Annotated in this window: 19 protein-coding genes; 11 read left to right on the top strand and 8 right to left on the bottom strand. The window is 70.0% G+C overall.

The features are described 5' to 3' along the window. Positions 1-34: 34 nt before the first annotated feature. The 8 genes from ACFVM3_RS10345 (at position 35) to ACFVM3_RS10310 (ending at position 8,311) form a co-directional block, all read left to right on the top strand. Complete coding sequence (locus ACFVM3_RS10345) at positions 35-1,000, top strand: threonine/serine dehydratase (RefSeq protein WP_378437460.1); 966 nt, start codon at positions 35-37, stop codon at positions 998-1,000. A gap of 186 nt (positions 1,001-1,186) precedes the next feature. Then, positions 1,187-1,717 carry a (2Fe-2S)-binding protein gene (locus tag ACFVM3_RS10340; protein ID WP_016336316.1) on the top strand — a complete coding sequence of 177 codons (531 nt, stop codon included), beginning with the start codon at positions 1,187-1,189 and terminating at the stop codon, positions 1,715-1,717. Beyond that, the gene (locus ACFVM3_RS10335; RefSeq protein WP_378437458.1) at positions 1,717-4,155 is read left to right on the top strand and encodes a xanthine dehydrogenase family protein molybdopterin-binding subunit; all 2,439 of its coding nucleotides are present in this window, start codon (positions 1,717-1,719) and stop codon (positions 4,153-4,155) included. Before ACFVM3_RS10340 ends, ACFVM3_RS10335 begins: the two co-directional genes overlap by 1 nt. Beyond that, positions 4,152-5,006, top strand: coding sequence for an FAD binding domain-containing protein (locus tag ACFVM3_RS10330; RefSeq protein ID WP_378437456.1), 855 nt, complete (start codon positions 4,152-4,154; stop codon positions 5,004-5,006). The genes ACFVM3_RS10335 and ACFVM3_RS10330 overlap by 4 nt, the downstream gene beginning before the upstream one ends. Before the next feature lie 19 nt (positions 5,007-5,025). Then, on the top strand, positions 5,026-5,661 hold the full coding sequence (locus ACFVM3_RS10325; RefSeq protein WP_378437455.1) for an SRPBCC family protein: 636 nt from the start codon (positions 5,026-5,028) through the stop codon (positions 5,659-5,661). 27 nt (positions 5,662-5,688) lie between these two features. After that, the gene (locus tag ACFVM3_RS10320; protein ID WP_378437453.1) at positions 5,689-6,747 is read left to right on the top strand and encodes an NAD(P)-binding domain-containing protein; all 1,059 of its coding nucleotides are present in this window, start codon (positions 5,689-5,691) and stop codon (positions 6,745-6,747) included. Between the two features lie 52 nt (positions 6,748-6,799). Continuing rightward, complete coding sequence (locus ACFVM3_RS10315; protein WP_378437451.1) at positions 6,800-7,378, top strand: TetR/AcrR family transcriptional regulator; 579 nt, start codon at positions 6,800-6,802, stop codon at positions 7,376-7,378. Between the two features lie 66 nt (positions 7,379-7,444). After that, positions 7,445-8,311, top strand: a complete 867-nt coding sequence (locus ACFVM3_RS10310; RefSeq protein ID WP_378437450.1) for an NAD(P)-dependent oxidoreductase — start codon at positions 7,445-7,447, stop codon at positions 8,309-8,311. Positions 8,312-8,315: 4 nt separating this feature from the next. Here ACFVM3_RS10310 and iolD read toward each other — a convergent pair whose 3' ends face one another. The 7 genes from iolD to ACFVM3_RS10275 are packed head-to-tail and all read right to left on the bottom strand — an operon-like array spanning position 8,316 to position 15,699. After that, complete coding sequence (gene iolD / locus ACFVM3_RS10305) at positions 8,316-10,160, bottom strand: 3D-(3,5/4)-trihydroxycyclohexane-1,2-dione acylhydrolase (decyclizing) (RefSeq protein ID WP_378437448.1); 1,845 nt, start codon at positions 10,158-10,160, stop codon at positions 8,316-8,318. Beyond that, a complete protein-coding gene (gene iolB / locus ACFVM3_RS10300; protein ID WP_378437446.1) occupies positions 10,157-11,047 on the bottom strand; it encodes a 5-deoxy-glucuronate isomerase in 891 nt (296 codons plus the stop codon). The genes iolD and iolB overlap by 4 nt, the downstream gene beginning before the upstream one ends. Beyond that, positions 11,044-11,976 (bottom strand): 5-dehydro-2-deoxygluconokinase, encoded by a 933-nt coding sequence (gene iolC / locus ACFVM3_RS10295; RefSeq protein ID WP_378437444.1) that lies wholly within the window; start codon positions 11,974-11,976, stop codon positions 11,044-11,046. The genes iolB and iolC overlap by 4 nt, the downstream gene beginning before the upstream one ends. Next, a complete protein-coding gene (locus ACFVM3_RS10290) occupies positions 11,973-12,758 on the bottom strand; it encodes an ATP-binding cassette domain-containing protein (protein WP_257485143.1) in 786 nt (261 codons plus the stop codon). Before ACFVM3_RS10290 ends, iolC begins: the two co-directional genes overlap by 4 nt. Then, complete coding sequence (locus ACFVM3_RS10285) at positions 12,755-13,789, bottom strand: ABC transporter permease (RefSeq protein WP_192742683.1); 1,035 nt, start codon at positions 13,787-13,789, stop codon at positions 12,755-12,757. Before ACFVM3_RS10285 ends, ACFVM3_RS10290 begins: the two co-directional genes overlap by 4 nt. Beyond that, complete coding sequence (locus tag ACFVM3_RS10280; protein ID WP_378437442.1) at positions 13,786-14,775, bottom strand: sugar ABC transporter substrate-binding protein; 990 nt, start codon at positions 14,773-14,775, stop codon at positions 13,786-13,788. Before ACFVM3_RS10280 ends, ACFVM3_RS10285 begins: the two co-directional genes overlap by 4 nt. Before the next feature lie 24 nt (positions 14,776-14,799). Beyond that, the gene (locus ACFVM3_RS10275) at positions 14,800-15,699 is read right to left on the bottom strand and encodes a sugar phosphate isomerase/epimerase family protein (RefSeq protein ID WP_378437440.1); all 900 of its coding nucleotides are present in this window, start codon (positions 15,697-15,699) and stop codon (positions 14,800-14,802) included. A 102-nt stretch (positions 15,700-15,801) separates the two neighbouring features. Between ACFVM3_RS10275 and ACFVM3_RS10270 the strand changes: the two genes are divergently transcribed. From ACFVM3_RS10270 to ACFVM3_RS10260, 3 genes are all read left to right on the top strand, one after another. Next, a complete protein-coding gene (locus ACFVM3_RS10270) occupies positions 15,802-16,806 on the top strand; it encodes a LacI family DNA-binding transcriptional regulator (protein WP_378437439.1) in 1,005 nt (334 codons plus the stop codon). 4 nt (positions 16,807-16,810) lie between these two features. Continuing rightward, positions 16,811-17,812 (top strand): Gfo/Idh/MocA family oxidoreductase, encoded by a 1,002-nt coding sequence (locus ACFVM3_RS10265; RefSeq protein WP_378437437.1) that lies wholly within the window; start codon positions 16,811-16,813, stop codon positions 17,810-17,812. A 679-nt stretch (positions 17,813-18,491) separates the two neighbouring features. Beyond that, entirely contained in the window at positions 18,492-19,019 is a 528-nt protein-coding gene (locus ACFVM3_RS10260; protein WP_378437435.1) for a hypothetical protein, read from the top strand. On the opposite strand, the gene ACFVM3_RS10255 is transcribed toward ACFVM3_RS10260, so the two are convergent. Further along, on the bottom strand, positions 19,016-22,003 hold the full coding sequence (locus ACFVM3_RS10255; protein ID WP_378437434.1) for a BTAD domain-containing putative transcriptional regulator: 2,988 nt from the start codon (positions 22,001-22,003) through the stop codon (positions 19,016-19,018). The genes ACFVM3_RS10260 and ACFVM3_RS10255 overlap by 4 nt on opposite strands. Between the last annotated feature and the right edge of the window lie 327 nt (positions 22,004-22,330).

Genomic DNA, 22,330 nt, shown 5'->3' with positions numbered 1-22,330 from the left:
CGGCGTGATCGGTTCGCGGCCTAGCTTGAGTGTCATGGACCTGAAGCTGGACAACGTCGCCGAGGCGGCGAAGGTGATCGATCCCGTTTTCCTGAACTCCCCGCAGTACAGCGACGAACAGCTGAACGAACGGCTCGGCCGTTCCGTGCTGGTGAAGATCGAGACGCTGAACCCGTTGCGCAGCTTCAAAGGCCGGGGCGCGGACTACTTCGCGGCCGGGCTGGAGCCGGGGACCACGATGGTGTGCGGCACCAGCGGCAACTTCGGGCAGGCCGTCGCGTTCGCCGCCAGGAAGCGCGGTTTGCGGGCCGAGGTGTTCGTTCCGGCCGACATCTCCCCGGTCAAACTGCGGCGGATGAAGACCTTGGGGGCACGGGTGCGCCGGGTCGAGGGCGAGGCGAAGGACGCCGCGGCCGCCTTCGCCGCCGAAGCGCCGGACCGGGTTTTCGTGGTCGACGGCCGTGAGCCCGCGATCTCCGAAGGGGCGGGCACGATCGGGCTGGAACTGGCAGGGGCGGGTGCGATCGACACGGTCGTGCTCCCGGTCGGCGACGGCGCGCTGATCGCCGGCGTCGCGCTCTGGCTCAAGGCGCATTCTCCGGACGTCCGCGTCGTCGGAGTCGGGACCACGTCGGCGCGGGCGATGGCGACGAGCTGGCGGGCCGGTGAGCCGGTGACCGTCGATCGGGTGAACTCGTTCGCCGGTGGCATCTCGATCCGTACCCCGGAACCCGAATCCGTCCGGCGCCTGCGGTCACTCGTGGACGACTTCGTGCTGGTCGAGGACGACGATCTGCGCGCGGCCATGCGGCTGGGCGCGGAAACCCTCGGTGTCCTGCCGGAACCCGCCGGTGCCGCCGGGCTGGCCGCGCTGACCGTGCGCGACATCCCCGGCGACCGGGTCGCCACCGTGGTCACCGGGGCGAACGCCGCCTGGCCTCGGGAGTACCGAATGGACACTCGTACTTCCTCCGCATCTGCGCCGATATCTCTTTCCTGACGGCGCGCCTGCGGAGCCGTTCGTGAGTCACCCCCTGGTGGGGGTTGCCCTGGCAGGCCCTGAGTAGCACGCTCGACTGTGAGTCCGATCACGGTCACTCCGGGGTCGGTCCGTGACAACCGAATGACCGGCCGCTCCCGAACGACCCCGGACCAGCGCGGGGTTTCTCTTGCTTTTGGAGGCCTGATGCGCATCACCGTCACCGTCGACGGCACCAGCTACACAGACGACGTCGAGCCCCGCACCCTCCTCGTGCACCATCTGCGCGAACGGCTCGGGAAGGTGGGTACCGTGGTCGGTTGCGACACCAGCAACTGCGGTGCCTGCACCGTCCACCTCGACGGGCACAGCGTGAAATCCTGTTCGGTACTCGCGGTCCAGGCCGACGGCTGCGAGGTCACCACGATCGAGGGACTCGCCCGCGACGGCGAACTGCATCCGGTGCAGAAGGCCTTCCACGAGAACCACGCCCTCCAGTGCGGTTTCTGCACTCCCGGCATGATCATGCAGTCGATCGACCTGCTCGCCGACAATCCCGATCCGGACGAGAAGGCGGTCCGCGAAGGACTCGAAGGCAACCTGTGTCGCTGCACGGGTTACCAGAACATCGTCCGCGCGGTGCGCGACGCCGCCCACGAGATGCGGCCCGGCGCCGGACCCGAAGCCGAGCGGCTCGCTTCGGACACCGCTTCCCGTGTCGGCGCGGGTGGTGAGTGATGACCTCCACGATCGAACCGGAGGTCGGCAAGTCTCGTCGCCGCAAGGAGGACGAGCGCCTCATCACCGGCAGGACCCGCTGGACCGACAACCTGACCCTGCCCGGCATGCTGCACCTCGCGGTGCTCCGCAGCCCGTTCGCGCACGCCAAGATCGTCTCGATCGACGTCACCGAGGCGAAATCCGCGCCCGGTGTGGTCGCGGTCTTCACCGGGAAGGACCTCGATCCCGAGAGCGCCATCGGCATGCCGTGCGCGTGGCCGATCACCCCGGACATGAAATCGCCGAGGCGGCCCATCCTCGCCTCGGACACGGTGAACTTCGCCGGTGAGGGGGTCGCGGTGGTCGTCGCCCGCACCTCGGCCGAAGCGCACGACGCCCTAGAAATGATCGACGTCGACTATGACGAGCTGCCGGTCGTCCTCGGGTTGGAGAACGCGCTCGCCGAGGGCGCGCCGCTGGTGCACGAGGATCTTGGCACGAACCAGAACGCGTTCTGGGTCTTCGACTCCGCCGACGCGGGCACCGGATCCAGCGTCGAGGACGCGATCTCGAATTCCGAGGTCGTGCTCAAACGGCGGTTCCGTCAGCAGCGGCTGGTGCCGGCGTTCATGGAACCGCGGGCGTGCGTGGTCGACCCGACGGGCAATCAGCTGGTGATGTGGTCGGCCACCCAGGTCCCGCACATCCTCAAGACGATGACTGCGGCGACGCTCGGACTTCCCGAGCACAAGGTGCGGGTGATCGCGCCCGACGTCGGTGGCGGGTTCGGCGGCAAGATCGCCGTGCTGCCCGAAGAGACGATGTCGACGCTCATCGCCAAACGGCTCGGCAAACCGGTCAAGTGGACCGAGTCCCGTTCGGAGACGATGGTCGCCGCGCACCACGGCCGCGACCAGATCCAGGACATCACCATCACCGCGAACCGCGACGGCACGGTGACCGGACTCAAGGTCGAACTGCTCGCCGACATGGGCGCGTACCTCGGCCTCGTCGGCCCCGGCGTGCCGATCCTCGGCGCGTTCATGTTCAACGCGATCTACAAATTCCCGGCGTACCACTTCGCCTGCACCAACGTGTTCACCAACACCACGCTCACCGACGCCTATCGCGGCGCCGGGCGGCCGGAGGCCACGTTCGGGATCGAGCGGATGATGGACGAACTCGCCGTCGAACTGGGCATGGATCCGATGGAGATCCGCGAGAAGAACTGGATCAAGCACGAGGAGTTCCCGTTCACCACGGTGGCCGGGCTGACCTACGACTCGGGCAACTACGAGGCCGCCACCGCCAAGGCCAAGGCGCTCTTCGACTACGACGGGCTCCGCCGCGAACAGAAGGAACGGCGGGAATCAGGCGACCCGGTCCAGCTCGGCATCGGCATCTCGACGTTCACCGAGATGTGCGGTCTCGCGCCGTCGAGGGTGCTCGGCTCGCTGGACTACGCGGCGGGCGGCTGGGAACACGCGGAGATCCGCGTGCTGCCCACCGGCAAGATCGAGGTCATCACCGGCGCCTCCGCGCACGGCCAGGGCCACGAGACGGCGTGGAGCCAGATCGTCGCCGACAAACTCGGCGTCCCGTTCGAGGACATCGAGGTCATCCACGGTGACACCCAGTCTTCGCACAAGGGGATGGACACCTACGGTTCCCGGTCGCTGGTGGTCGGCGGGATCGCGGTGGTCAAGGCGGCGGACAAGGTCCTCGCCAAGGCCAAGCCGATCGCGGCGCATCTGATGGAGTGCTCCGAGGACGACCTCGAATTCTCGGCTGGCAAGTTCTCGGTCAAGGGCACGGATTCCTCGACGTCCATCCAGGACATCGCGTGGGCCGTGTTCTCGGCGCACAACCTGCCGGACGGGGTCGAACCGTCGCTGGACTCGTCGGACACGTTCGATCCGGAGAACTTCTCGTTCCCGCACGGCACGCATCTGTGCGCGGCCGAGGTCGACACCGAGACCGGGCGCGTGCGGCTGCGCTCCTACGTCTGCGTCGACGACGTCGGCGTGGCCGTCAACCCGCTGATCGTCGAGGGCCAGGTGCACGGCGGGCTCGCGCAGGGCATCGCGCAGGCGTTGTTCGAGGAGGCCGTCCACGACGAAGGCGGCACGCTGACCACCGGGACCTTCGCCGACTACCTGCTCCCCTCGGCGGCGGATCTGCCCAGTTTCACCACCGACCGCACCGAGACACCGTCGACGACGAACCCGTTGGGCGCCAAGGGAGTCGGGGAGGCGGGCACGATCGCCTCGACCCCGGCGGTGGTCAACGCCGTGGTCGACGCCGTCCGGCACTTCGGGGTGAACGACATCGAAATGCCGTTGACCCCGATGCGGGTCTGGCACGCCATCCAGCACGGGTCGGCCGCCGCGGGCGGGCTCGGCTCCGAAGCGGGTGGCGGTCTCGGTTCGATCGACGCCACCGGAGGTGCCCAGTGATCCCGGCCCCGTTCGAGTACGTCGCCCCGTCCACAGTGGACGAAGCGATCAGCGCGCTCGCCGAGGCGGGCGAGGACGCCAAGGTGCTGGCGGGCGGGCAAAGCCTGCTGCCGGTGCTGCGGATGCGGCTCGCCACGCCGACCACGCTCGTGGACCTCGGGAAGGTCGCCGAACTGCGCGGTGTCCGGGAGGACGGCGACGCGCTGGTGATCGGCTCGATGACCACGCATTACGACGTCCAGCGGGACGCGCTGGTCGCCGAGCACGCCGCGTTGCTCAAGGCCGCCACCGACACGGTGGCCGATCCGCAGATCCGCCACCGTGGCACGTTCGGCGGTGCCATCGCGCACGCCGATCCCGCCGGTGACCTGCTCGCTCCGGTGCTCGCGCTCGGCTGCGAACTCGTCGTCGCCGGGCCGGGCGGGCGGCGGACGGTCGCCGCGGCGGACTTCTTCCAGGACATGTTCACCACCGCGCTCGCCGCGGACGAGCTCCTGGTCGAGGTCCGGGTGCCGAAGCACACCGGCTGGCACGCGCATTACGAGAAGTTCAACCGGGTCGCGCAGGCGTGGTCGATGGTCGCGGTCGCGGCCTGTGTCCGCACCGAGGCGGGCACCATCGAGGAGGCGCGGGTCGCGCTGACCAACATGGGCTCGACCCCAGTACGGGCCGCCGGAGTCGAGGAGGCGCTGGTCGGCTGCGCGGCCACCGCTGAGGCGATCCGCGGCGCGGCCGAACGCGCGGCCGAGGGCACGAACCCCACGGCCGACGGCAACTCCGACGTCGAATACCGGCAGCACCTCGCGCGGGTGCTGACCGGCCGGGCGGTTCTCGCCGCGGCAGGTTCCTGAGAAGAAGGGAGGTCGGCCCGTGCGGCTCGACCACGAATTCACCGTTCCCGCCCCGGTCGGCGAGGTCTGGAAGGCCGTCGTCGACCCGGAGCGAGTGGCGCCGTGCATGCCGGGCGCCACCGTCACCGAGGTGGACGGGGACGCCTTCAAGGGCACGGTGAAGGTCAAGCTCGGGCCGATCTCCCTGCTCTACAAGGGAACCGGCCACTTCGTCGAGAAGGACGCCGACGCCAAGAAGGTGGTGATCAAGGCCGCGGGCAAGGACGCGCGGGGAGCGGGCACGGCGTCGGCGACGGTGACGCTGACCCTGACCGAGAAGGACGGCGTCACCCACGGCGCCGTCGCCACGGAGCTGGCGGTCACCGGCAAACCCGCGCAATTCGGGCGCGGGATGATCTCCGAGGTCGGTGGCAAGATCCTCGACTCGTTCGCGGACTGCCTGTCCGGCAAGCTCGCCACCACGCCCGAGCCTGAGAAACCGCAGGAACGCCCGCCGTTGCAAGCGGTCAAGCCGGTGACGGAGGGCGAAGCCATCGATCTGATGGAATACGCGGGCGGATCCGTGGTCAAACGCGTGGCACCGGTGCTGGTGGTGCTCGCCGGGGTGCTCCTCGTCGTCGCGATCGTGCGGGCTGTGACGCAGCGGACGAAATAGTGGCTTCTGCCGACCGTTGAACCCGGTATGAAGGCGGATCACGAAGTCGACGTGGCGGTGATCGGGGCGGGCCAGGCGGGTTTGTCGGCGGCGTATCACCTGCGCCGCGCGGGATTCGCCAATGAGGCGGGCTTCGTCGTGCTCGACCACGGCAAACGGCCCGGCGGCGCCTGGCAGTACCGCTGGCCTTCGCTGATCGTGGAGAAGGTCCACGGCATCCACGACCTCCCCGGGATGGCCTTCGGCACCCCGGATCCCAAACTGCCGGCGGCCGAGGTCGTTTCCGACTACTTCGGCCGCTTCGAACGCACCTACGATCTCCCCGTCCACCGGCCCGTCGATGTCCTGTCGGTGAGTGCCGAGGACGATCGGCTTGTCGTGGCGAGCGCGGCGGAAACCTGGGCGGCGCGCGCGGTGATCAGCGCGACCGGCACCTGGGACCGGCCGTTCTGGCCGCACTATCCGGGGCAGGAGACCTTCCGAGGCCGTCAGCTGCACACCGCCGATTACACCGGCGTCGAGGACTTCCGCGGCAAACGCGTCGTCGTGGTCGGCGGTGGCTCGTCGGCCGTCCAGCTGTTGCTGGAGATCGCGCCGTTCGCGCGCTCGACGCGGTGGGTGACCCGGCGCCCGCCGGTGTGGCGGGACGAGCCGTTCAACGAGAACTGGGGCCGTGAAGCCGTCGCGAAGGTCGATCGGCGTGTCCGCGAGGGCCTGCCGCCGAAGAGTGTCGTCAGCGTGACCGATCTGGCGGTGACGCCCGAGGTACGCGCCGCCCTCGACGCCGGGATCCTCGACCGTCACCCGATGTTCCAGCGGATCACGCCGGACGGCGTGGCATGGGCGGACGGCACCTTCGAGCCCGCCGACGTCATCCTGTGGGCCACCGGGTTCCGCGCCGCGATCGACCATCTCGCGCCGCTGCGCCTGCGCGGGGCAGGCGGGGGTATCCGGATGGACGGCACCCGCGTCGTCGCCGAACCGCGGCTGCACCTGGTCGGCTACGGCCCCTCCGCCAGCACCGTCGGCGCGAACCGGGCGGGCCGCGCGGCCGTCACCGAGATCCGGCGCCTGCTCGGACACTGAGGTCCCGGCTCGGTATTTGACCGATCGTTACAAAACGTGGCATGCTGCGGCCATGCCCCGCCCCAAGGGATTCGATCCCACCGAAGTGCTCGATGCCGCCGTCAGTACGTTCTGGCGCAAGGGATACGCCGCCACCTCGGCCCAGGACCTTGTCGACGGAACAGGGCTGGGGCGGGGGAGCCTGTACAACGCGTTTTCGGGCAAGCAGCAGCTGTTCAGCGAGGCGCTGCGCCGCTACGAGGAGACGACGGCCGTCCGGATCGAGGAGATGCTGGCCGGGCCGGAGTCCATCCGGGCGCGGGTCAGGCGTGTCCTGATGGACGTCGCCGACGACGAGCTGGACCCTTCGGCCGCGCATCGCGGCTGCCTCGCCGTCAACGCCGCCATCGAGCTCGGCGGGATCGACGACGAGGTCACCGCCCGCGTCCGCCACGACTTCGAACGGGTGGAGAACGCGTTCCACGCCGCCTTCGCCACCGCGAGGGAGGCGGGCGAGATCGGCCCGGACCGGGACCCGCGAGCGCTGGCGAGGTTCGCGCTCGCCGCGATGTACGGCCTGCGGGTGCTGGGAAAGACCGCGGACCGGCAGGCGCTCACCCAAATCGTCGAAACCACCGTCCAGGCGTTGTGAGGTTCCCGGGTTTCGGGCCGGATTTTTTAACGACCATTCCACTACTGGCAGGGAGCAAACCAAGTCATGACGAAGACCGTCGCGGTGCTCGGGGCCGGAATCATCGGTGCCCCGGTCGCACGCAATCTGAGCAAGGCCGGATTCGAGGTCCGTGCCTGGAACCGAACCCCGGCCAAGGCCGAAGCCCTGTCCGGGGACGGTGTTCGGGTCGCGGCGAGTGCCGCGGAGGCCGTCGCGGGCGCGCCGGTCGTGCTCACGGCCCTCACCGACGGCCCGGCGGTACTGGAGGCCATCCGCGCGGCCGGCCCCGCCGCCGGAACGATCTGGGTCCAGCTCAGCACCGTCGGTGACGCGGTCGACGAACTGGTCGCGTACGCCGACGAGCACGGCCTCGTCTTCGTCGACGCACCGGTGCAAGGCACTCGCCAGCCCGCCGAACTGGGCCAGCTGATCGTGCTGGCGGCGGGTGCCGCCGACGCACGTGAGACCGTCCAGCCGCTGTTCGACGCCATCGGCAAGCGCACGCTTTGGGTCGGCGGAGACGGCCGCACGGGCGCGGCGAGCAGGCTCAAACTGGTGCTGAACACCTGGGTGATCGCGCTGACCCACGGCGTCGGCGAGGCGCTCGCACTGGCCGAAGGGCTCGGTGTGGACCCCAGGCATTTCGTCGACGTCGTCACCGGCGGGCCGATGGACAATGGCTACTTCCAGGCGAAATCCACCGCGATCCTCGAGAACGACTACACCACCGCCTTCTCGGTCGACAACGCGGAGAAGGACTCCCGGCTGGTACTGGAAGCCGCGGCCCGCGCGGGTGTCCGGCTGGACGTCGTCGAAGCCGGTCGAGCCCGCTTCGCCCGCGCGTCCGAGGCCGGGCACGGCGACGAGGACATGGCGGCCGGCTACTTCGCCAGCTTCACCGATCGCAATTAGTCCTCTAAAGGCGATCGTTCACGTAGCGCACCTGGCCGGACTTGCCCCGCTCGAACCCCTCCCTTCCCGCGAGGTGTTCCGGAACGCCGACTTCCCACCAGGCGCCTGCTTCGGTCCACGAGTCCGGCTGGGTGCGCACCACGACCACAGCCGGCCGGTGCTCGGCCACCGCGGCTTCCCGCGCCTTCGCGTACGCCGCCCGCACGTCGTCCACAGTGGACGCCGTGAACACCGCGCATCCCAGCGATTCCGCATGCCGCGCGAAGTCGACGCGAGGAGGAGTGGTGTGCGCGCTCCGGCAGTCACCGAGGAAGTTGTTGAACGGTTTGCCGCCCTGACCCTCCTGCAGCCGGGCGATGACCGCGTAACCGTCGTTGTCGCAGACCACCGCCACGAAGGGATGCCCGGCGAAGGCGGCCGAGAACAGCTCGGAGTTCAGCATCAGGTACGAACCGTCGCCGAGCATCGTGGTGACCAGGCCCTCGGTATGCGCCATCGCCGCGCCCCATGCGCCCGCGAGTTCGTAGCCCATGCACGAGAACCCGTACTCGACGTCCATGCCGATCGAGCCCGAGCCGCGCCAGCCGCCGATCAGTTCACCCGGCATCCCGCCGGACGCGGTCATCACGTAGTCGTGCGGCTCGGAGAGATCGTTGACCGCGCCGACTACCTGTGCGTACGTCGGCACCTCGCCGGAAGCGGCGCGCAGGGTGTCGATATGCGCGTCCCAGCGGCCCCGCTCCGCCGAGGCACGCTCTGTCCACAGTGGATCGGCCTGCCAATTCTCCAGTTGGCCCGCCAGATCCACGAGACCCGCGTCGGCGTCGCCCACGACGGCCAGCGCGCCGTGCTTGACCGCGTCGAACCGGGCGGCGTTCAGGGTGATCAGCCGGACGCCGGGGGAGAACACCGTCCAGGACGCCGTGGTGAAGTCCTGCAGGCGAGTGCCGACGGCCAGCACCACGTCGGCCTCCGCTGCCAGGACGTTCGCCGAGGCCGAGCCGGTGACCCCGAGCGGGCCCGCGTGCAGCGGATGGCCGTGCGGGACCAGCGTGCGCCCCGCCGTGGTTTCGGTGACCGGGATGCCGTGCCGTTCGGCGAAGGCCAGCGCGCGCTCACCGGCGCCCGAATAGCGGACACCACCACCGAGCACCAGCAACGGTTTCCGCGCCGTCCGGAGCAGGCCTGCCGCTTCGGTGAGCGCCCGGCGATCAGGCCGCGGGCGCTGCGGGCGATGGGTCACCGGCGCGAACAACGCGTCCGGGAAATCGTAGGTCTCCGCCTGGACGTCCTGGGGGAGCGCCAGCGTCACCGGCCCCGCGTCCGCCGGATCGGTCAGCACCCTGGCGACCTGCGGCAGTGTCGAAAGCAGCTGCTCCGGCCGGACGATGCGGTCGAAATACCGGCTCACCGCGCGGAAGGCGTCGTTGACCGTGGCCGTCGGATCGCCGAAATGTTCCACCTGCTGCAACACGGGATCCGGCGCGCGGCTGGTGAAGGTGTCCCCTGGGAGTAGCAGTACCGGCAACCGGTTCGCGTGCGCGACCCCGGCCGCGGTGACCATGTTCAGCGCGCCGGGACCGATCGACGACGTCACCACGCCGACCTGCCGCCGGTGCGTGGCCTTGGCGTAGCCGACCGCCGCGAGCGCCATGCCCTGCTCCGTCTGCCCTCGCCATACGGGGAGCTCGTCCCGGTGCTCTTCCAGCGCGGTGCCGAGACCCAGGACGTTGCCGTGCCCGAAGATCGCGAACACCCCGGGGAACAAGGGGACTTCCCGCCCGTCCAGGGTTTCCGACCGCTGCGCCAGCAGCCAGCGCACCAGGGCCTGTGCCGTGGTCAGCTTCATGAGACCCGCCCTTCATGGCTCGTGACCGGGCAGCGCGGATCGAGCTCCTGGTCGTTCCACGTCTCGCGGACCCAGCCGTGCGCGGGGTCGTCGCAGAAGGCCATCGACCGCTCGTCGGCGGGCCCGGCCAGGACGTTCAGGTAGTACATCGGATAGCCGGGCGCGGCGACACAAGGACCGTGGTAGCCGCGCGGGATCAGGAAGACGTCGCCGTCCCGGACCGCGACGTCCTCGTCCAGTTCACCGTCGGAGGTGTACGTCCGGTGCAGGCCGAATCCTTCGCGTGAAGGGGTCACGCCGTCGCGGCCCGCGATGCGGAAGTAGTAGATCTCCTCGTTGACGACCTCGCATTCGGACGCCTCGTCGTGTTTGTGCGGCGGGTACGACGACCAGTTGCCATCGGGGGTGATCAGCTCGCAGGCGTTCAGCTTGTCCGCGTGGTCCCAGACACCGGGGACGCCGAAGTTGGTGACCTGCCTGGTCGCCTGTCCGGCTCCGCGCACCTCCACCGGCACGTTTTCGGCCGGTCCGTAACGCGGTTCGAGACGGCGGCTGCAGCGAGCCATCGGCAAGGCGACCTCGATTCCCGCGACTGTCGACAACTCGACTTCGGCATCCCGTGGCACATAGGCGAAATCCGTGACGCGGGTGAACACGGAATCGCGACCGCCGAGTGCGAAGACCTCTCCGTCGACCCGCACGGTGCAGGCACCCGCCAGCGGCAGGACGAACGCTTCGTACTCGCCCGTGCGCACCACCCTGGACTCCCCGGCGGCCAACGAGAGAACCCGCAGGCCGCTGTAGTCCCAGCCCGCCGAATCCGGGCTGAGCCGGACCGGGTCCCGCTCGTCCGAAAGCGTCCCGAGTGGACGGTGCAGCTTGCTCACAGCAACTCCTCGATCTCGTCGGCGGTGGGCATGGCGTCGGCGCAGGCGAGCCGGGAGGCGACGAGCGCGCCCGCCGCGTTGGCGTAGGTGGCGATGCGCACCGGATCCCAGCCGGACAGCAGACCGTGGATCAGCGCGCCGCCGAAACCGTCCCCGGCGCCGAGCCCGCAGACGACCTCGACCCGCTGGGGCGGCACGGTCCAGCGACCCTCGGCGGTGGCCACCAGCACCCCGTCCGCGCCTTTCTTGATCACGGCCAGCTCGACACCTCTGGCCAGCATCCGGGACGCGGCCTCGTCGGGGTCCGCCGTGCCGACGGCGACCTCCGCCTCGGTGCGGTTGCCGACGGCGACCGTGACGTGGTCGAGCATCCAGCCGATCTCTTCCTGCGCCGTCTCGGTGTCCGGCCAGAACATCGGCCGGAAGTCGAGGTCCAGCACGGTGTGCGAACGGCGTCCGCGCCGCTGGAGCATCTTGCGCTGGGTGCCGCGCGCCGGCTCGACGGAGACACCGGTGCCGGTGACCCACAGCAGCGGAACGGATTCCACGATGTCCCAGGGCACGTCGTTCTCGGTGATGGTCAGGTCCGGGGCGATGGGGGACCGGTAGAACAGCAGCGGCGGATCCGCGGGCGGGTCGAGGGCGCAGAACACCACCGGCGTCTGCAAACCGGCCGCCGTCCCGACGTGCTCGGGGGAGACGCCGAACTCCCGCAGCGCCTGCCGCACGTACTCGCCGAAGCCGTCCGGGCCGACCTTCGTCAGCACCGACGTCGAGCGGCCGAGCCGCGCGGCGGCGACCGCGACGTTGGTCGCGGTGCCGCCGAGCGACTTGGCGAAGGTGCTGACCCCGGCCAGCGGCACGCCGCTCTGTTCGGGGTAGAGGTCCACCCCGACCCGGCCGACGGTCAGCGCTTCGAGAGCGGTCATGAAGGGGACTCCGCGGCTCGCAATTCGTGTTCGAGGGCTTCCAGTTCCGCGCCGCCCGCCATCTGCCGGGTCAGCTCGGCCAGATCGATCTCGGACTTCTCGTACGCGCCGAGCGACGCGCCCCGTTTGAGCAGCAGGAAGCGATCGGCCACCGGGTACGCGTGGTGCGGGTTGTGCGTGATCAGCACGACGCCGAGCCCCCGGTCACGGGCCTGTGCGACGTACTTGAGCACGACACCCGCCTGTTTGACCCCCAGCGCGGCCGTCGGCTCGTCGAGGATCAGCACCTTCGCCCCGAAGTACACCGCGCGGGCGATGGCGACGCACTGCCGCTCACCACCGGACAGCGTGCCGACCGGCTGCTCGACGTCACGCAGGTCGATGCCCATGTCGGACAACGCCTTCTTGGTCGTCTCGCGGCCCTTCTTCCGGTCGAGCGCGCGGAACGGGCCGAAACCGACCGTCGGTTCGGAGCCGAGGAAGAAGTTCCGCCACACGCTCATCAGCGGGACGACCGCCAGATCCTGGTACACCGTCGCGATTCCGCGATCGAGCGCCTCACGCGGCGAAGCGAACTTGACCGGCTCGCCCTCGACCAGGAACTCGCCCTTGTCGTGCTGGTGGACCCCGGCGAGGATCTTGATCAGGGTGGATTTGCCGGCGCCGTTGTCGCCGAGCACGCAGGTGACCTCGCCCGCGTCGACCACGGTGGAGACGTCGCGCAACGCGATCACGCTGCCGTAGGTCTTGCCGACGTCCTTGACCTCGAGAAGACGACTCATCGCCGCACCCTTTCCGCGCGCCGCCGGAAGGCGTTGTTGACCAGGACCGCGGACAGCAGCATGACCCCGAGGAACAACATGAACCAGTCGCTGTCCCAGCGGGCGAACACGATGCCCTGCCGCGCCATCCCGAAGATCAGCGCGCCGATCGCGGCGCCGATCGCCGAACCGAATCCGCCGGTGAGCAGGCAGCCGCCGATGACGGCCGCGATGATGTACTGGAATTCCAGCCCGATGCCCTGGTTCGCCTGGACGCTCGCGAATCGCAGGATGTTGATCGAACCGACCAGCCACGCGGCGAGCGCGGTGGTCATGAACAGCAGGATCTTGGTGCGCACCACCGGGACCCCGACCGCGCGCGAACTCTGCGCCGAGCCGCCGACGGCGAAGATCCAGTTGCCGAACCGGGTCCGGACGAGCAGCCAGGCCGCCAGCACGGCGAACCCGATCCACCAGACGATGGAGATCTGGAACGCGGTCCCGCCGATGTCCACTGTGGACGCGAAGACGAACCCCGCGGACTCGTAGCCGTCGGTCGACCGCATTCCGGACACCTGGACGGTGCCGGTGACCAGTCGGGTCACGCCGAGGTTGAGCCCCTGCAACGCCAGGAAGGTGCCGAGGGTGACGATGAAGCTGGGGAGCCCGGTGCGCATCACCAGCCAGCCGTTGAACGCGCCGACCGCGAGCGCGAAGACCAGCGACGCGAACAGCGCGAGCCAGACGTTCCAGCCCGCCTGCGTCGCCAGTGTCGCGGTGACGAGCGCGGTGGACGCCGTCATCACGCCCGCCGAGAGATCGAATTCGCCGCCGATCATCAGCAGGGACACCGCGACCGCCATGATGCCGAGCGTCGAGGCGTCGTCGAGCCAGGTCGCCACGCCGCTGCCGCTGAAGAACTGGTCGGTGACGAGGGTGAAGAACAGGAAGACGACGACGGCGCCGAGCAGCGCGCCGATCTCGGGGCGGACGACCAGCCGGTCGAGCAGCCGGGGTTTCGCGATCCGTTCGTCGAGCGTGGTGGTTGTCATCGCGTGCCCCTTTGCACGTACTGGCCGACGGTGTCCACAGTGGATTTGTCGACCAGGTCGGGGCCGGTGAGCACCGGTTTCCCGCCGCCGACGACGTTCGCGTTGTCCCGGTAGAGCTTGAGGAACTGCACCGGGAGATAGCCCTGCTCGTACTGTTGCTGGTCGACCGCGAAGACCACGTCGCCCGCCTTGATCGCGCCGACGACGTCCGTGTTGAGGTCGAACGTGCCGACCTGGGCCTTCGAGCCGACCGCCTTGATCGCGCTCACCGCCCGAGCCGCGACCTGGGAGTTCAACGTCAGAACGGCGTCGAGGGCGGGGTCGGTCTGCACCGCGCCCCTGATCCGGGATTCGGCGTCGGTGGGGTTGCTGATGTCGACCTGCAGGGTCTGCACGTCGCCCGCGAAGCCGGTCTTGGCGCCGTCGCACCGCTGCGCCTGCCCGACGTTGCCCGCTTCGTGGACCACGCAGAGCAGCTTCTTCTTGCCGAGTTCCCGGAACTTCTTCCCGGCCTCCTCGCCGGCGATGGTCTCGTTCTGCCCGACGTGGGTGAGCGCGCCGTAGCCCGCGCTCTTGTCCTCGCCGGAGTTGATGGTGATGACCGGGATCCCGGCGCGGACCGCGTTCTCGATCGAGGTCTTGAGCGCCTCCGGGTTCGCCATCGACACCACCAGCCCGCCGACCCGCTGGGCGACCGCGTTGTCGATCAGCTTGGCCTGGTTGCCGGGGTCTCCGTCGGAGTTGTACTCGACCTGGACGTCGAGCTGCCTGCCCGCCTCCTCGGCGCCGTTCTTGACCACGTTCCAGAACGCGTCGCCCGCCGTGCCGTGCGAGATGACCGCGACCCGCAGCGGACCACTCGGTTGCGCAGTCGTCGCCGGGCCCGCGCCCGCGGCGGGTTTCTCCTCGGCCTTCGGCCCGGTGCACGCGGACAGGAGCAGCAGCCCCGCCACGACCACCAAAGCCTTCTTCAAGCGATGGGACATCGTCGTCTCTCCTCGCTTCTTCCGTTACCTGGCAGCCGGGAGCCGGCTGACGATTCCGTCGAGATGCGCCAGGCTCCTGGCGACATCCCGCTTCGGCAGATCCTCCGGGCTCCCCTCGCTCAGCGCGGTGTCCTGTTCGAGCACGTACCACCCGTCGTAGCCCGCCTCGTGGACGGACCTGACCATCGTTTCGATGTCGACGTCCCCGTCGCCGAGGGGGACATAGAGACCTTTGCCCACGGCCTCGGCGTAGGGAAGCCTGCCGGCGCGGACGTCTTCGGCGAGTTCGCCGCGCACGTCCTTGAGATGCAGATGCCCCACCCGATCGGGGTACCGCTTCGCCAGCGCGACCGGATCGGTCCCGCCGATCAGGAGATGCCCGGTGTCCAGGCACAGCGGGAGTGCGGAATCGGCGAGGAAACGCTCGACCTCCTCCTGGGTCTCCGCGTGCGTCCCGACGTGCGGGTGCAGCACGGTGCGAAGGCCGTGGCGCGCGGCGATCTCCCCGATCTCGCCGGAGGTCTCGACGAGGGTCGTCCATTGGGTGTCGCTCAGCTTCGGCCGGTCGTCGTAGCCGTCGAGACCGGTGGCGGCGGCGAGTACGAGCACGTCACCGCCGCAGGCCGCGAACAGAGCGGCGGACTCCTCGGCCTCGGCCCGCGCGGCTTCGGGATCCTTGTGCAGTACCACGGCGAGGAAACCGCCGACCAGTTCGAGTTCGTAGCCGCCGAGCAGTTCGCGCAGCGCGCCCGGATCACGCGGCAGGTAGCCGGGCGGGCCGAGTTCGGTGGCGCGCACCCCCAGCTCCGCCATTTCGCCCAGTACGGTGCCCGCGTCGAGCACGCGGCCCCAGCCGGGGACTTCGCAGACACCCCAGGAGATCGGGGCGGCGGCGATGCGGATCCGGGGTGTCGTGGCTGTCATCGGCGGCCTCCGGGAGATCGGGTTAGAGCGCTCTATTGATTAGAGCGCTCTAATCATGTAGCGTCCGTCACAGTAAAGTCAAGAGCAAGGGGGAGAGTGGAAATGGCGCGACCGACGATGGAGGACGTCGCCGCGAAGGCGGGGGTGTCCCGTGCGCTCGTGTCGCTGGTGATGCGGAACGCGCCGAACGTCTCCGACGAACGGCGCACGCGCGTGCTGTGCGCGGCGCACGCGCTGGGTTACGAACCGCACGCGATGGCCAGGTCCTTGGCGAGCCGGACGTCGACCGTCCTCGGCGTGATGGTCTCCGACCTCCGCAACGCCTTCTTCGCCGACGTCGTCGAGGGCCTGGACGCGGCGGCCGAGGCGGCCGGGTTCCACTTGATCCTCAACACCGGCGGCCGCAGTCCCGCGCGCGAACGTGCCGCACTGAAGAGCCTGCTGTCCTTCCGGCCCGCCGGGGTGATCCTGCTGTCGCCGGTGGTCCCCGCTTCGGCGATCGAGGAAGCGGCCGCGCAAGGTCCCGTCGTCCTGGTGTCGCGCACTTCCCGCGCCGCGGGCGTGGACACGGTGAACGACGACGGCGAGGCCGGTTCCGCGCTCGCCGTGGACCACCTGGTTTCCCTGGGGCACCGAAGGATCGCCCATCTGGACGGTGGGCTCGCCGCCGGTGCGGCGGCCCGGCGCCGGGGTTACCAGCGAGCCATGCGGAGGCATCGGCTGCACCCGATCATCGTGCGCAGCGAGCATACGGACACCGCCGGGGAGAAGGCGGTGCACGAACTGCTCAGCGATCCCCCGCAAGGAGGAATGCCGACGGCGCTGGTGGCGGGCAACGACTTCAACGCCGTCGGCGCGATCTCCGCGCTCGAAGAGGTGGGCCTGCGGGTGCCGGAGGACGTTTCCGTGGTCGGCTACGACAACACCTCGCTCGCCGCGCTGCGTCATCTCTCACTGACCACCGTGGACCAGCCGCGCACGGAAATGGGCAGGCTGGCCGTCGAAGCGCTGCTCGAACGGATCCGGGGCGAACGCGCCGAACCGGTCCGGCATCTGCTGCACCCGTCGCTGGTGGTCCGTTCGACCACCGCCGCTCCAGAAAGGTAACCACATGAGGTTGGGACTCGCCGGCACCGGCCGGATCGGCACTTCGCACGCCGAGACCTTGAAGAGCTTCGACGAGGTTTCCTCCGTGGTCGTCGCCGACGTCGACGCCGCGCGTGCCCAGGCCACCGCCGCGAAACTCGGCGTCGAAGCGGCGGCGGACATCCCCTCGCTTTTCGCGTCCTCTTTGGACGGTCTGGTGATCGCCGCGGCGACGGACGCGCATCCGGAACTGATCCTCAAGGCCGTGGACGCCGGCATCCCGGTGTTCTGCGAGAAGCCGGTCGCCGCCGACATCCCGGGAACGCTCGCGGTGATCGACAAGATCTCCGGTGCCGACGTGCCGGTGCAGATCGGTTTCCAGCGCAGGTTCGACGCGGGCTACGCCGCCGCCCGGGCGGCGGTGGCCTCGGGCGAACTCGGCTGGCTGCACACGCTGCGCGCGACCACGCTCGATCCGGCACCGCCGCCCGCCGAGTACGTCGCGCACTCCGGCGGTCTGTTCCGCGACTGCGGTGTGCACGACTTCGACGTCGTCCGGTTCGTGAGCGGCCGTGAGGTCGTCGAGGTCTACGCGGTCGGCGCCAACAAGGGCGAGCGGTTCTTCGTCGACGCCGGTGACGTCGACACCGCGGCCGCGACGCTGACGCTGGACGACGGAACCCTGGCGGTGGTTTCGCTGACGCGCTACAACGGCGCGGGCTACGACGTCCGGCTGGAAGTCCTCGGCTCGGCGGGCAACGCCGTGGTGGGCCTGGACGACCGCGCGCCGCTGACCTCGGTGGAACCCGGTGTCCAGCCGTTGCCCGGCCCGGCCTACCCAGGGTTCATGGAACGCTTCCGCCCCGCGTACATCAGCGAGCTGAAGGCGTTCCTCGACGTCGCCGCCGGTCGCGCACCGAGCCCGTGTGGCGCGGCGGACGCGCTGGAGGCGTTCTACATCGCCGAGGCGTGCGAGGTCTCGCGCCGCGAACGGCGCCCGGTCCGCGTGGACGAGGTCCGCGTCTGACCGACCGGCACGCGTGACTGACCGACCGGCACGCGTGACTGACCGACCGGCACGCGTGACTGACCGACCGACACGCGTGACTGACCGGACGACACGCGTGACTGGGCGGCCGACACGCGTGATCCGGTGGACGACACGCGCGTGGCCGGGGCTCGCGCCGAGTCGGCCGTCCAACCACGCGAGACGGCCTTCTGATCACGTGTGTCGTCCTTCCAGTCACGCGAGACGTCCACTCGCGCACCCGGCGGGGCATACCTGAGACACGGTCGGCTCCAGCGACCCGAAGCAGTCACGAGCACTTGCCGCCGGTATCACGTGCGAAGGTCGATTTTCCTCAGCCGAACACTCAAGGCCGTGTCGCGAAAGCCACTTTGGGGGGCAGCACACGCGCGCTAAGGTGGGTGTCGGCCCCGGCCGGGGGCGGCCCGCCGCCCGGGCCCCGCCCTCAGGCCGGTGAGCCCCACCCCCGGTCGGGCAAAACCACGCTCGCAAAGTTGGCTTTCGCGACACGGGCCGGGGCCGACTCGCCGCCTGCACCGCACCCCGCACGGACTCCGCACCGCGCACCGCGAAGGCAGTTTCCTGCCATGAACGGTCCGCCACGGGCCGACTTTCGCTACGGTGACCGCGAACCACAACAGGCGGCCGGTTCGTGCCGCCGAACGCGCGAGGAGTGCGGATGCAGCCGAATCCACCGCAGCCCGGCTTTCCGCAGCACGGTCAGCCGACGGCGAGCGGACCTCAGCCGTGGGGCCAGACGGCGCGGCCCAAGCCGAGGGCCAACGCCGCGGCGGCGATGATCGCGGGCATCCTGGCGCTGCTCGCCGCCGCCATGCTCGTGTGGTTCGCGCTCTACAACGTCATCGTCGCCACGGAGGCGGACGGCCGTCCGTCGGGTATCACGGTGCAGAACATGGTCACCGGTGTCATCTCCGCCATGTTCCTGGTGATCGCGGCGGTATTCACGCTCGCCCGCCGGATTCCCGGCGCGTGGACGCTGTTCGGGCTTTGCGCGTTCTCTGTGGTGGCGTTCTTCGTGGGGGCGCCCTTGGTGTGGGGCACGCCCTTCGGCACTCAGGTCAAGTGGCTCTTCAGCTTCGACGACGGCGACAGCACCGCGATGGCGCTGACGATCATCCTCGCCGTTCTGACGGCGATTTCGGCGGCGATCGCCGCGGGCGTGAAGTCGTACGACACCAAGAACTAGAGCTCGTCCAGGATCAGTTTCGCGCGTTCCTCCACGAGCCGGTAGCCGGAGCGCGCGGCGAGTTCCTGTGCCAGCTCGCCGTGCGTCCGGGCTTCCGCGAGCTTTCCCAGTTTCAGCAAGGTTTCCGCGAGCCCGGTCCGTGCGGCGGCCTCGCACCAGAAAAAGCTGGTCGTGCGGGCGATGGACAACGCGAGCCGATAGTGCTCGGCCGCCTCCTCCGGCAGGCCGAGCCGCAGGCAGACCTCGCCGAGCCCTACCAGCGTCCAGGCTTCGGTGCCCCGGTCGCCGATCTTGCGGGTGAGTTCGACGGCTTCGAGCGCGTCCGCGCGGTTCTGCTCGCTCGGGTCGCGCCTGCTTTCGAGCACGGCCCTGCCGGACAGCGCTGTCGCCTCGCCGTAGGTGTAACCCAGCTCGCGGTTGGCCGCGAGCGCGCGGGTGTAGAAGTCGTAGGCGTCGTCGAGGAGACCGAGGTCGCGGTGCACGTTGCCGAGGTCGACCAGCAGGACCGCGACGCTGAACCGGGCGCCGTCCCGTTCGGAGACGGCGAGCGCGCGGGTGAAGTTGGCGAGCGCCTCGTCGAGCTGACCCGTCTGCCAGTACGGGAAACCGAGGTTCGCCAGTGCCATCGAGACGGCGGGCATGTTGAGTTCTTCGCACAGCCGCAGGGATTCCAGCCCGCAGCGGATCGCCTCCTGCGGGTCGCCGAGACGCTGGTGCACCGCGCTCAGATTGTTGAGCACGGCCGCGCGGCCGGCGTCCCAGCCGTCGAGGAGGTCACCGCGCAGGGCGCTGGTGAGGTGTTCGCGCGCTTCGTCGTAGCGGCCGCTGTTGACGCAGGCCAGCGCGATGCTCAGATGCATCGCGGCCTGAGCTTGGCCGGCGCCGCTGCGGCGGGCGGCCTTGAGCGCGGTCGAGGCCGTGTCGATCCATTCCGCGTGATGCCCGCGCTGGTGGAAGAAGGCGCGGAGCGCGTCGGCGAGATGCCACGAGAACTCGGGCGGGCCGTGTTCGGCGCTGTGCTCGACGGCGGCGGCGAGGTTCGGCCATTCGGCGTCCAGCCAGGCCAGCGCCTCTTCGGTGTCGGCGAAGGGTTTGTCCGCCGGTGCTTCGCGCGGCAGGCGCAGGAAATGCGGGATGAGGGCACGCCCTGCGGCGTCGGCGGTGCTCAGGTAGCTCTCGAAGAGGCGCCTTTCCGCGGCGTCACGTTCGGCCTTGGAGTCCTCCGACAGCGTGCGGCCGGCCGCGAAACTGCGGAGAAGGTCGTGAAACCGGTAGCGCCCAGGGGTGTAGCGCTCGACCAGGTGCGCCGCCGCGAGCGCCTTGAGTTGTTGGTTCGCCTTCGAGTGCGGAACGCCGGTCAGCGCCTGCGCGGCGGGAGCGGTGAACGTCTGGCCGGGAACGAGCGCGAGACGACGGAACAGCTCGCGGTGCTCCTCGGGAAGCGCCCGGTAGGAGACGCCGAACGCCGTGGTCACGGCACTTTCCTCGGCGCCGTCGACGGTCAGCTCCGCCAGCGGGTCACCGCCGGCGAGCTCGCGGGCGAGTTCGGCGATCTCGGGTTCGCCACTGGCACCGAGGTTGGCCGCCGCGATCCGGAGGGCGAGCGGGAGATGCCCGCACAGCCGCGCCAGTTCCGCGGCCGCGACGGCCTCGGCGGCGACGGTTTCGCTGCCGAGCACGGCTTCCAGCAGATGCCGCGCGTCCTCGGCGGGCAGCACGGACAGCGGGAGCGCGCGAGCGCCGGTACGGGCGATGAGATCGCCGAGCCGCTGGCGGCTGGTGACCAGGACGGTGCCCGACGGCGGCAGCAGCGGCAGCACCTGGCCGCTGTCGCGCACGTTGTCGAGCACCAGCAGCACCCGGCTGTCGGCGAGAAGGGAGCGGAGCAACGCCGCCCGTGTGTCGGTGTCCGGCGGGATCGCCTTGGGCGCGGTACCGAGTGCCTGCAGGAGCTGGGTGAGCGCGACGGCCGGGGTGAGCGGTTCGTGCTCGGGGTCGAAGCCGCGCAGGTCCAGATAGAGCTGGCCGTCGGGGAACGCGTCGCGGACGCGGTGGGCCCAGCGGACCGCGAGCGCGGTCTTGCCGACGCCGGCGGTCCCGCTGATGACCCAGATGTCGGTGCCGCCGCCGGGGTGCCGGGCGGCCTCGTCGAGCCGTTCCAGTTCGGTCGCGCGCCCGGCGAATCCCCGGACGTCGTGCGGCAACTGGGCCGGGCGGACCGGCTCGGCCTTGAGCCCGGCCGTCGCGGGTTCGAGCGCGGGATCGGCGGCGAGGATGGCGGCTTCCAGCCGTCGCAGCTCGGGGGAGGGATCGAGGCCCAGCTCGGAACCGAGCCTGTCCCGCAGCGCGCGGAAGGCCTCGAGAGCGTCGTCGGTACGGCCTTCGCGGTGCAGCGCGAGCATGAGCTGGCCGACGAACCGCTGGCGCAAGGGATGCGCGGCGACCAGCTCGGTCAGCTCGGCGAGGACCTGCCTGCCGCGGCCGAGCCGCAGCTGCGCTTCGGCGCGATCCTCCAGCGCCGTCCAGCGTGCCTCGTTCATGCCGCCGCGGAGCCGCTGGGCGATCTCGCCGCTCACCACATCGGACAACGCTTCGCCACGCCACAAGCCGAGCGCTTCGTCCAAAAGCTCCACGGCGGTCGCGTCGTCGGCGCCGCGGGCACGCGCGGTCAGGTCGGTGAAGCGGTGCAGGTCGACCTGGCGCGGGTCGACCTTGAGCAGGTACCGGGTCCCCTCGGAGACGATCTCCGGCCCGCCCGCGCCGCGGAACACCGCGCGCAGCCTGGACACCAGCGCTTGAACAGTGTTCCGTGCACTGGCAGGGGGTTCTTCGGGCCAGAGCAGGTCGATGATCCGGTCACGCGGCACCGGCTTGCCCGCCTCCAGCAGCAGAACCGCCAGCACGAGCCGTTGTTTGGGCGAGCCGAGATCGACCGGAACGCCACCGGCCCACGCCTCGACGGCGCCGAGGACGCGGAACTCCACGCGGCCACCTCCGCTCACCCTCGTCAGAGCCTGCAAGCGTAGTGCAAGCGCCCTGCATCCGGACGGCGTCATCCTTGCCTGGTGTCCACCGAGGACCCGTCGCCGGAACCGTTGCCCAACCAACCAGACGGGCAGGACCCCCCATTCGGTTCCGGTACGACGGTGGACACCTTCACTTGCACAGGCACCGCCATCTGAGGGCGGTGGGGGTTGGGGGTAGTGCCAGCTCGACGTCTTCCCCCGTGTCGTCGAACTGGCACTTCTTCTTGACTGGGGCTGGGGTTTTCCGTGAAGGCCCCCTTGAGGGACTCAGAGTCCCTCAAGGGG

The sequence above is a fragment of the Amycolatopsis sp. NPDC057786 genome, from assembly GCF_042797905.1.
In the GTDB taxonomy this organism is placed as follows: Bacteria; Actinomycetota; Actinomycetes; order Mycobacteriales; family Pseudonocardiaceae; genus Amycolatopsis.
Note: the sequence above shows the minus strand (reverse complement) of the source record. Positions and strands in the feature narration are given on the sequence as shown.

What these genes read in the sequence shown, in the direction of transcription:
- ACFVM3_RS10320 (WP_378437453.1), top strand. Translation starts at nt 5,689, where the DNA reads ATGAAGGCGGATCACGAAGTCGACGTGGCGGTGATCGGGGCGGGCCAG.
- ACFVM3_RS10315 (WP_378437451.1), top strand. Translation starts at nt 6,800, where the DNA reads ATGCCCCGCCCCAAGGGATTCGATCCCACCGAAGTGCTCGATGCCGCC.
- iolC (WP_378437444.1), bottom strand. Translation starts at nt 11,976, where the DNA reads ATGACCGCTCTCGAAGCGCTGACCGTCGGCCGGGTCGGGGTGGACCTC.
- ACFVM3_RS10265 (WP_378437437.1), top strand. Translation starts at nt 16,811, where the DNA reads ATGAGGTTGGGACTCGCCGGCACCGGCCGGATCGGCACTTCGCACGCC.
- ACFVM3_RS10290 (WP_257485143.1), bottom strand. Translation starts at nt 12,758, where the DNA reads ATGAGTCGTCTTCTCGAGGTCAAGGACGTCGGCAAGACCTACGGCAGC.
- iolD (WP_378437448.1), bottom strand. Translation starts at nt 10,160, where the DNA reads ATGAAGCTGACCACGGCACAGGCCCTGGTGCGCTGGCTGCTGGCGCAG.
- ACFVM3_RS10335 (WP_378437458.1), top strand. Translation starts at nt 1,717, where the DNA reads ATGACCTCCACGATCGAACCGGAGGTCGGCAAGTCTCGTCGCCGCAAG.
- ACFVM3_RS10345 (WP_378437460.1), top strand. Translation starts at nt 35, where the DNA reads ATGGACCTGAAGCTGGACAACGTCGCCGAGGCGGCGAAGGTGATCGAT.
- ACFVM3_RS10260 (WP_378437435.1), top strand. Translation starts at nt 18,492, where the DNA reads ATGCAGCCGAATCCACCGCAGCCCGGCTTTCCGCAGCACGGTCAGCCG.
- ACFVM3_RS10285 (WP_192742683.1), bottom strand. Translation starts at nt 13,789, where the DNA reads ATGACAACCACCACGCTCGACGAACGGATCGCGAAACCCCGGCTGCTC.
- ACFVM3_RS10310 (WP_378437450.1), top strand. Translation starts at nt 7,445, where the DNA reads ATGACGAAGACCGTCGCGGTGCTCGGGGCCGGAATCATCGGTGCCCCG.
- ACFVM3_RS10270 (WP_378437439.1), top strand. Translation starts at nt 15,802, where the DNA reads ATGGCGCGACCGACGATGGAGGACGTCGCCGCGAAGGCGGGGGTGTCC.
- ACFVM3_RS10280 (WP_378437442.1), bottom strand. Translation starts at nt 14,775, where the DNA reads ATGTCCCATCGCTTGAAGAAGGCTTTGGTGGTCGTGGCGGGGCTGCTG.
- ACFVM3_RS10275 (WP_378437440.1), bottom strand. Translation starts at nt 15,699, where the DNA reads ATGACAGCCACGACACCCCGGATCCGCATCGCCGCCGCCCCGATCTCC.
- ACFVM3_RS10340 (WP_016336316.1), top strand. Translation starts at nt 1,187, where the DNA reads ATGCGCATCACCGTCACCGTCGACGGCACCAGCTACACAGACGACGTC.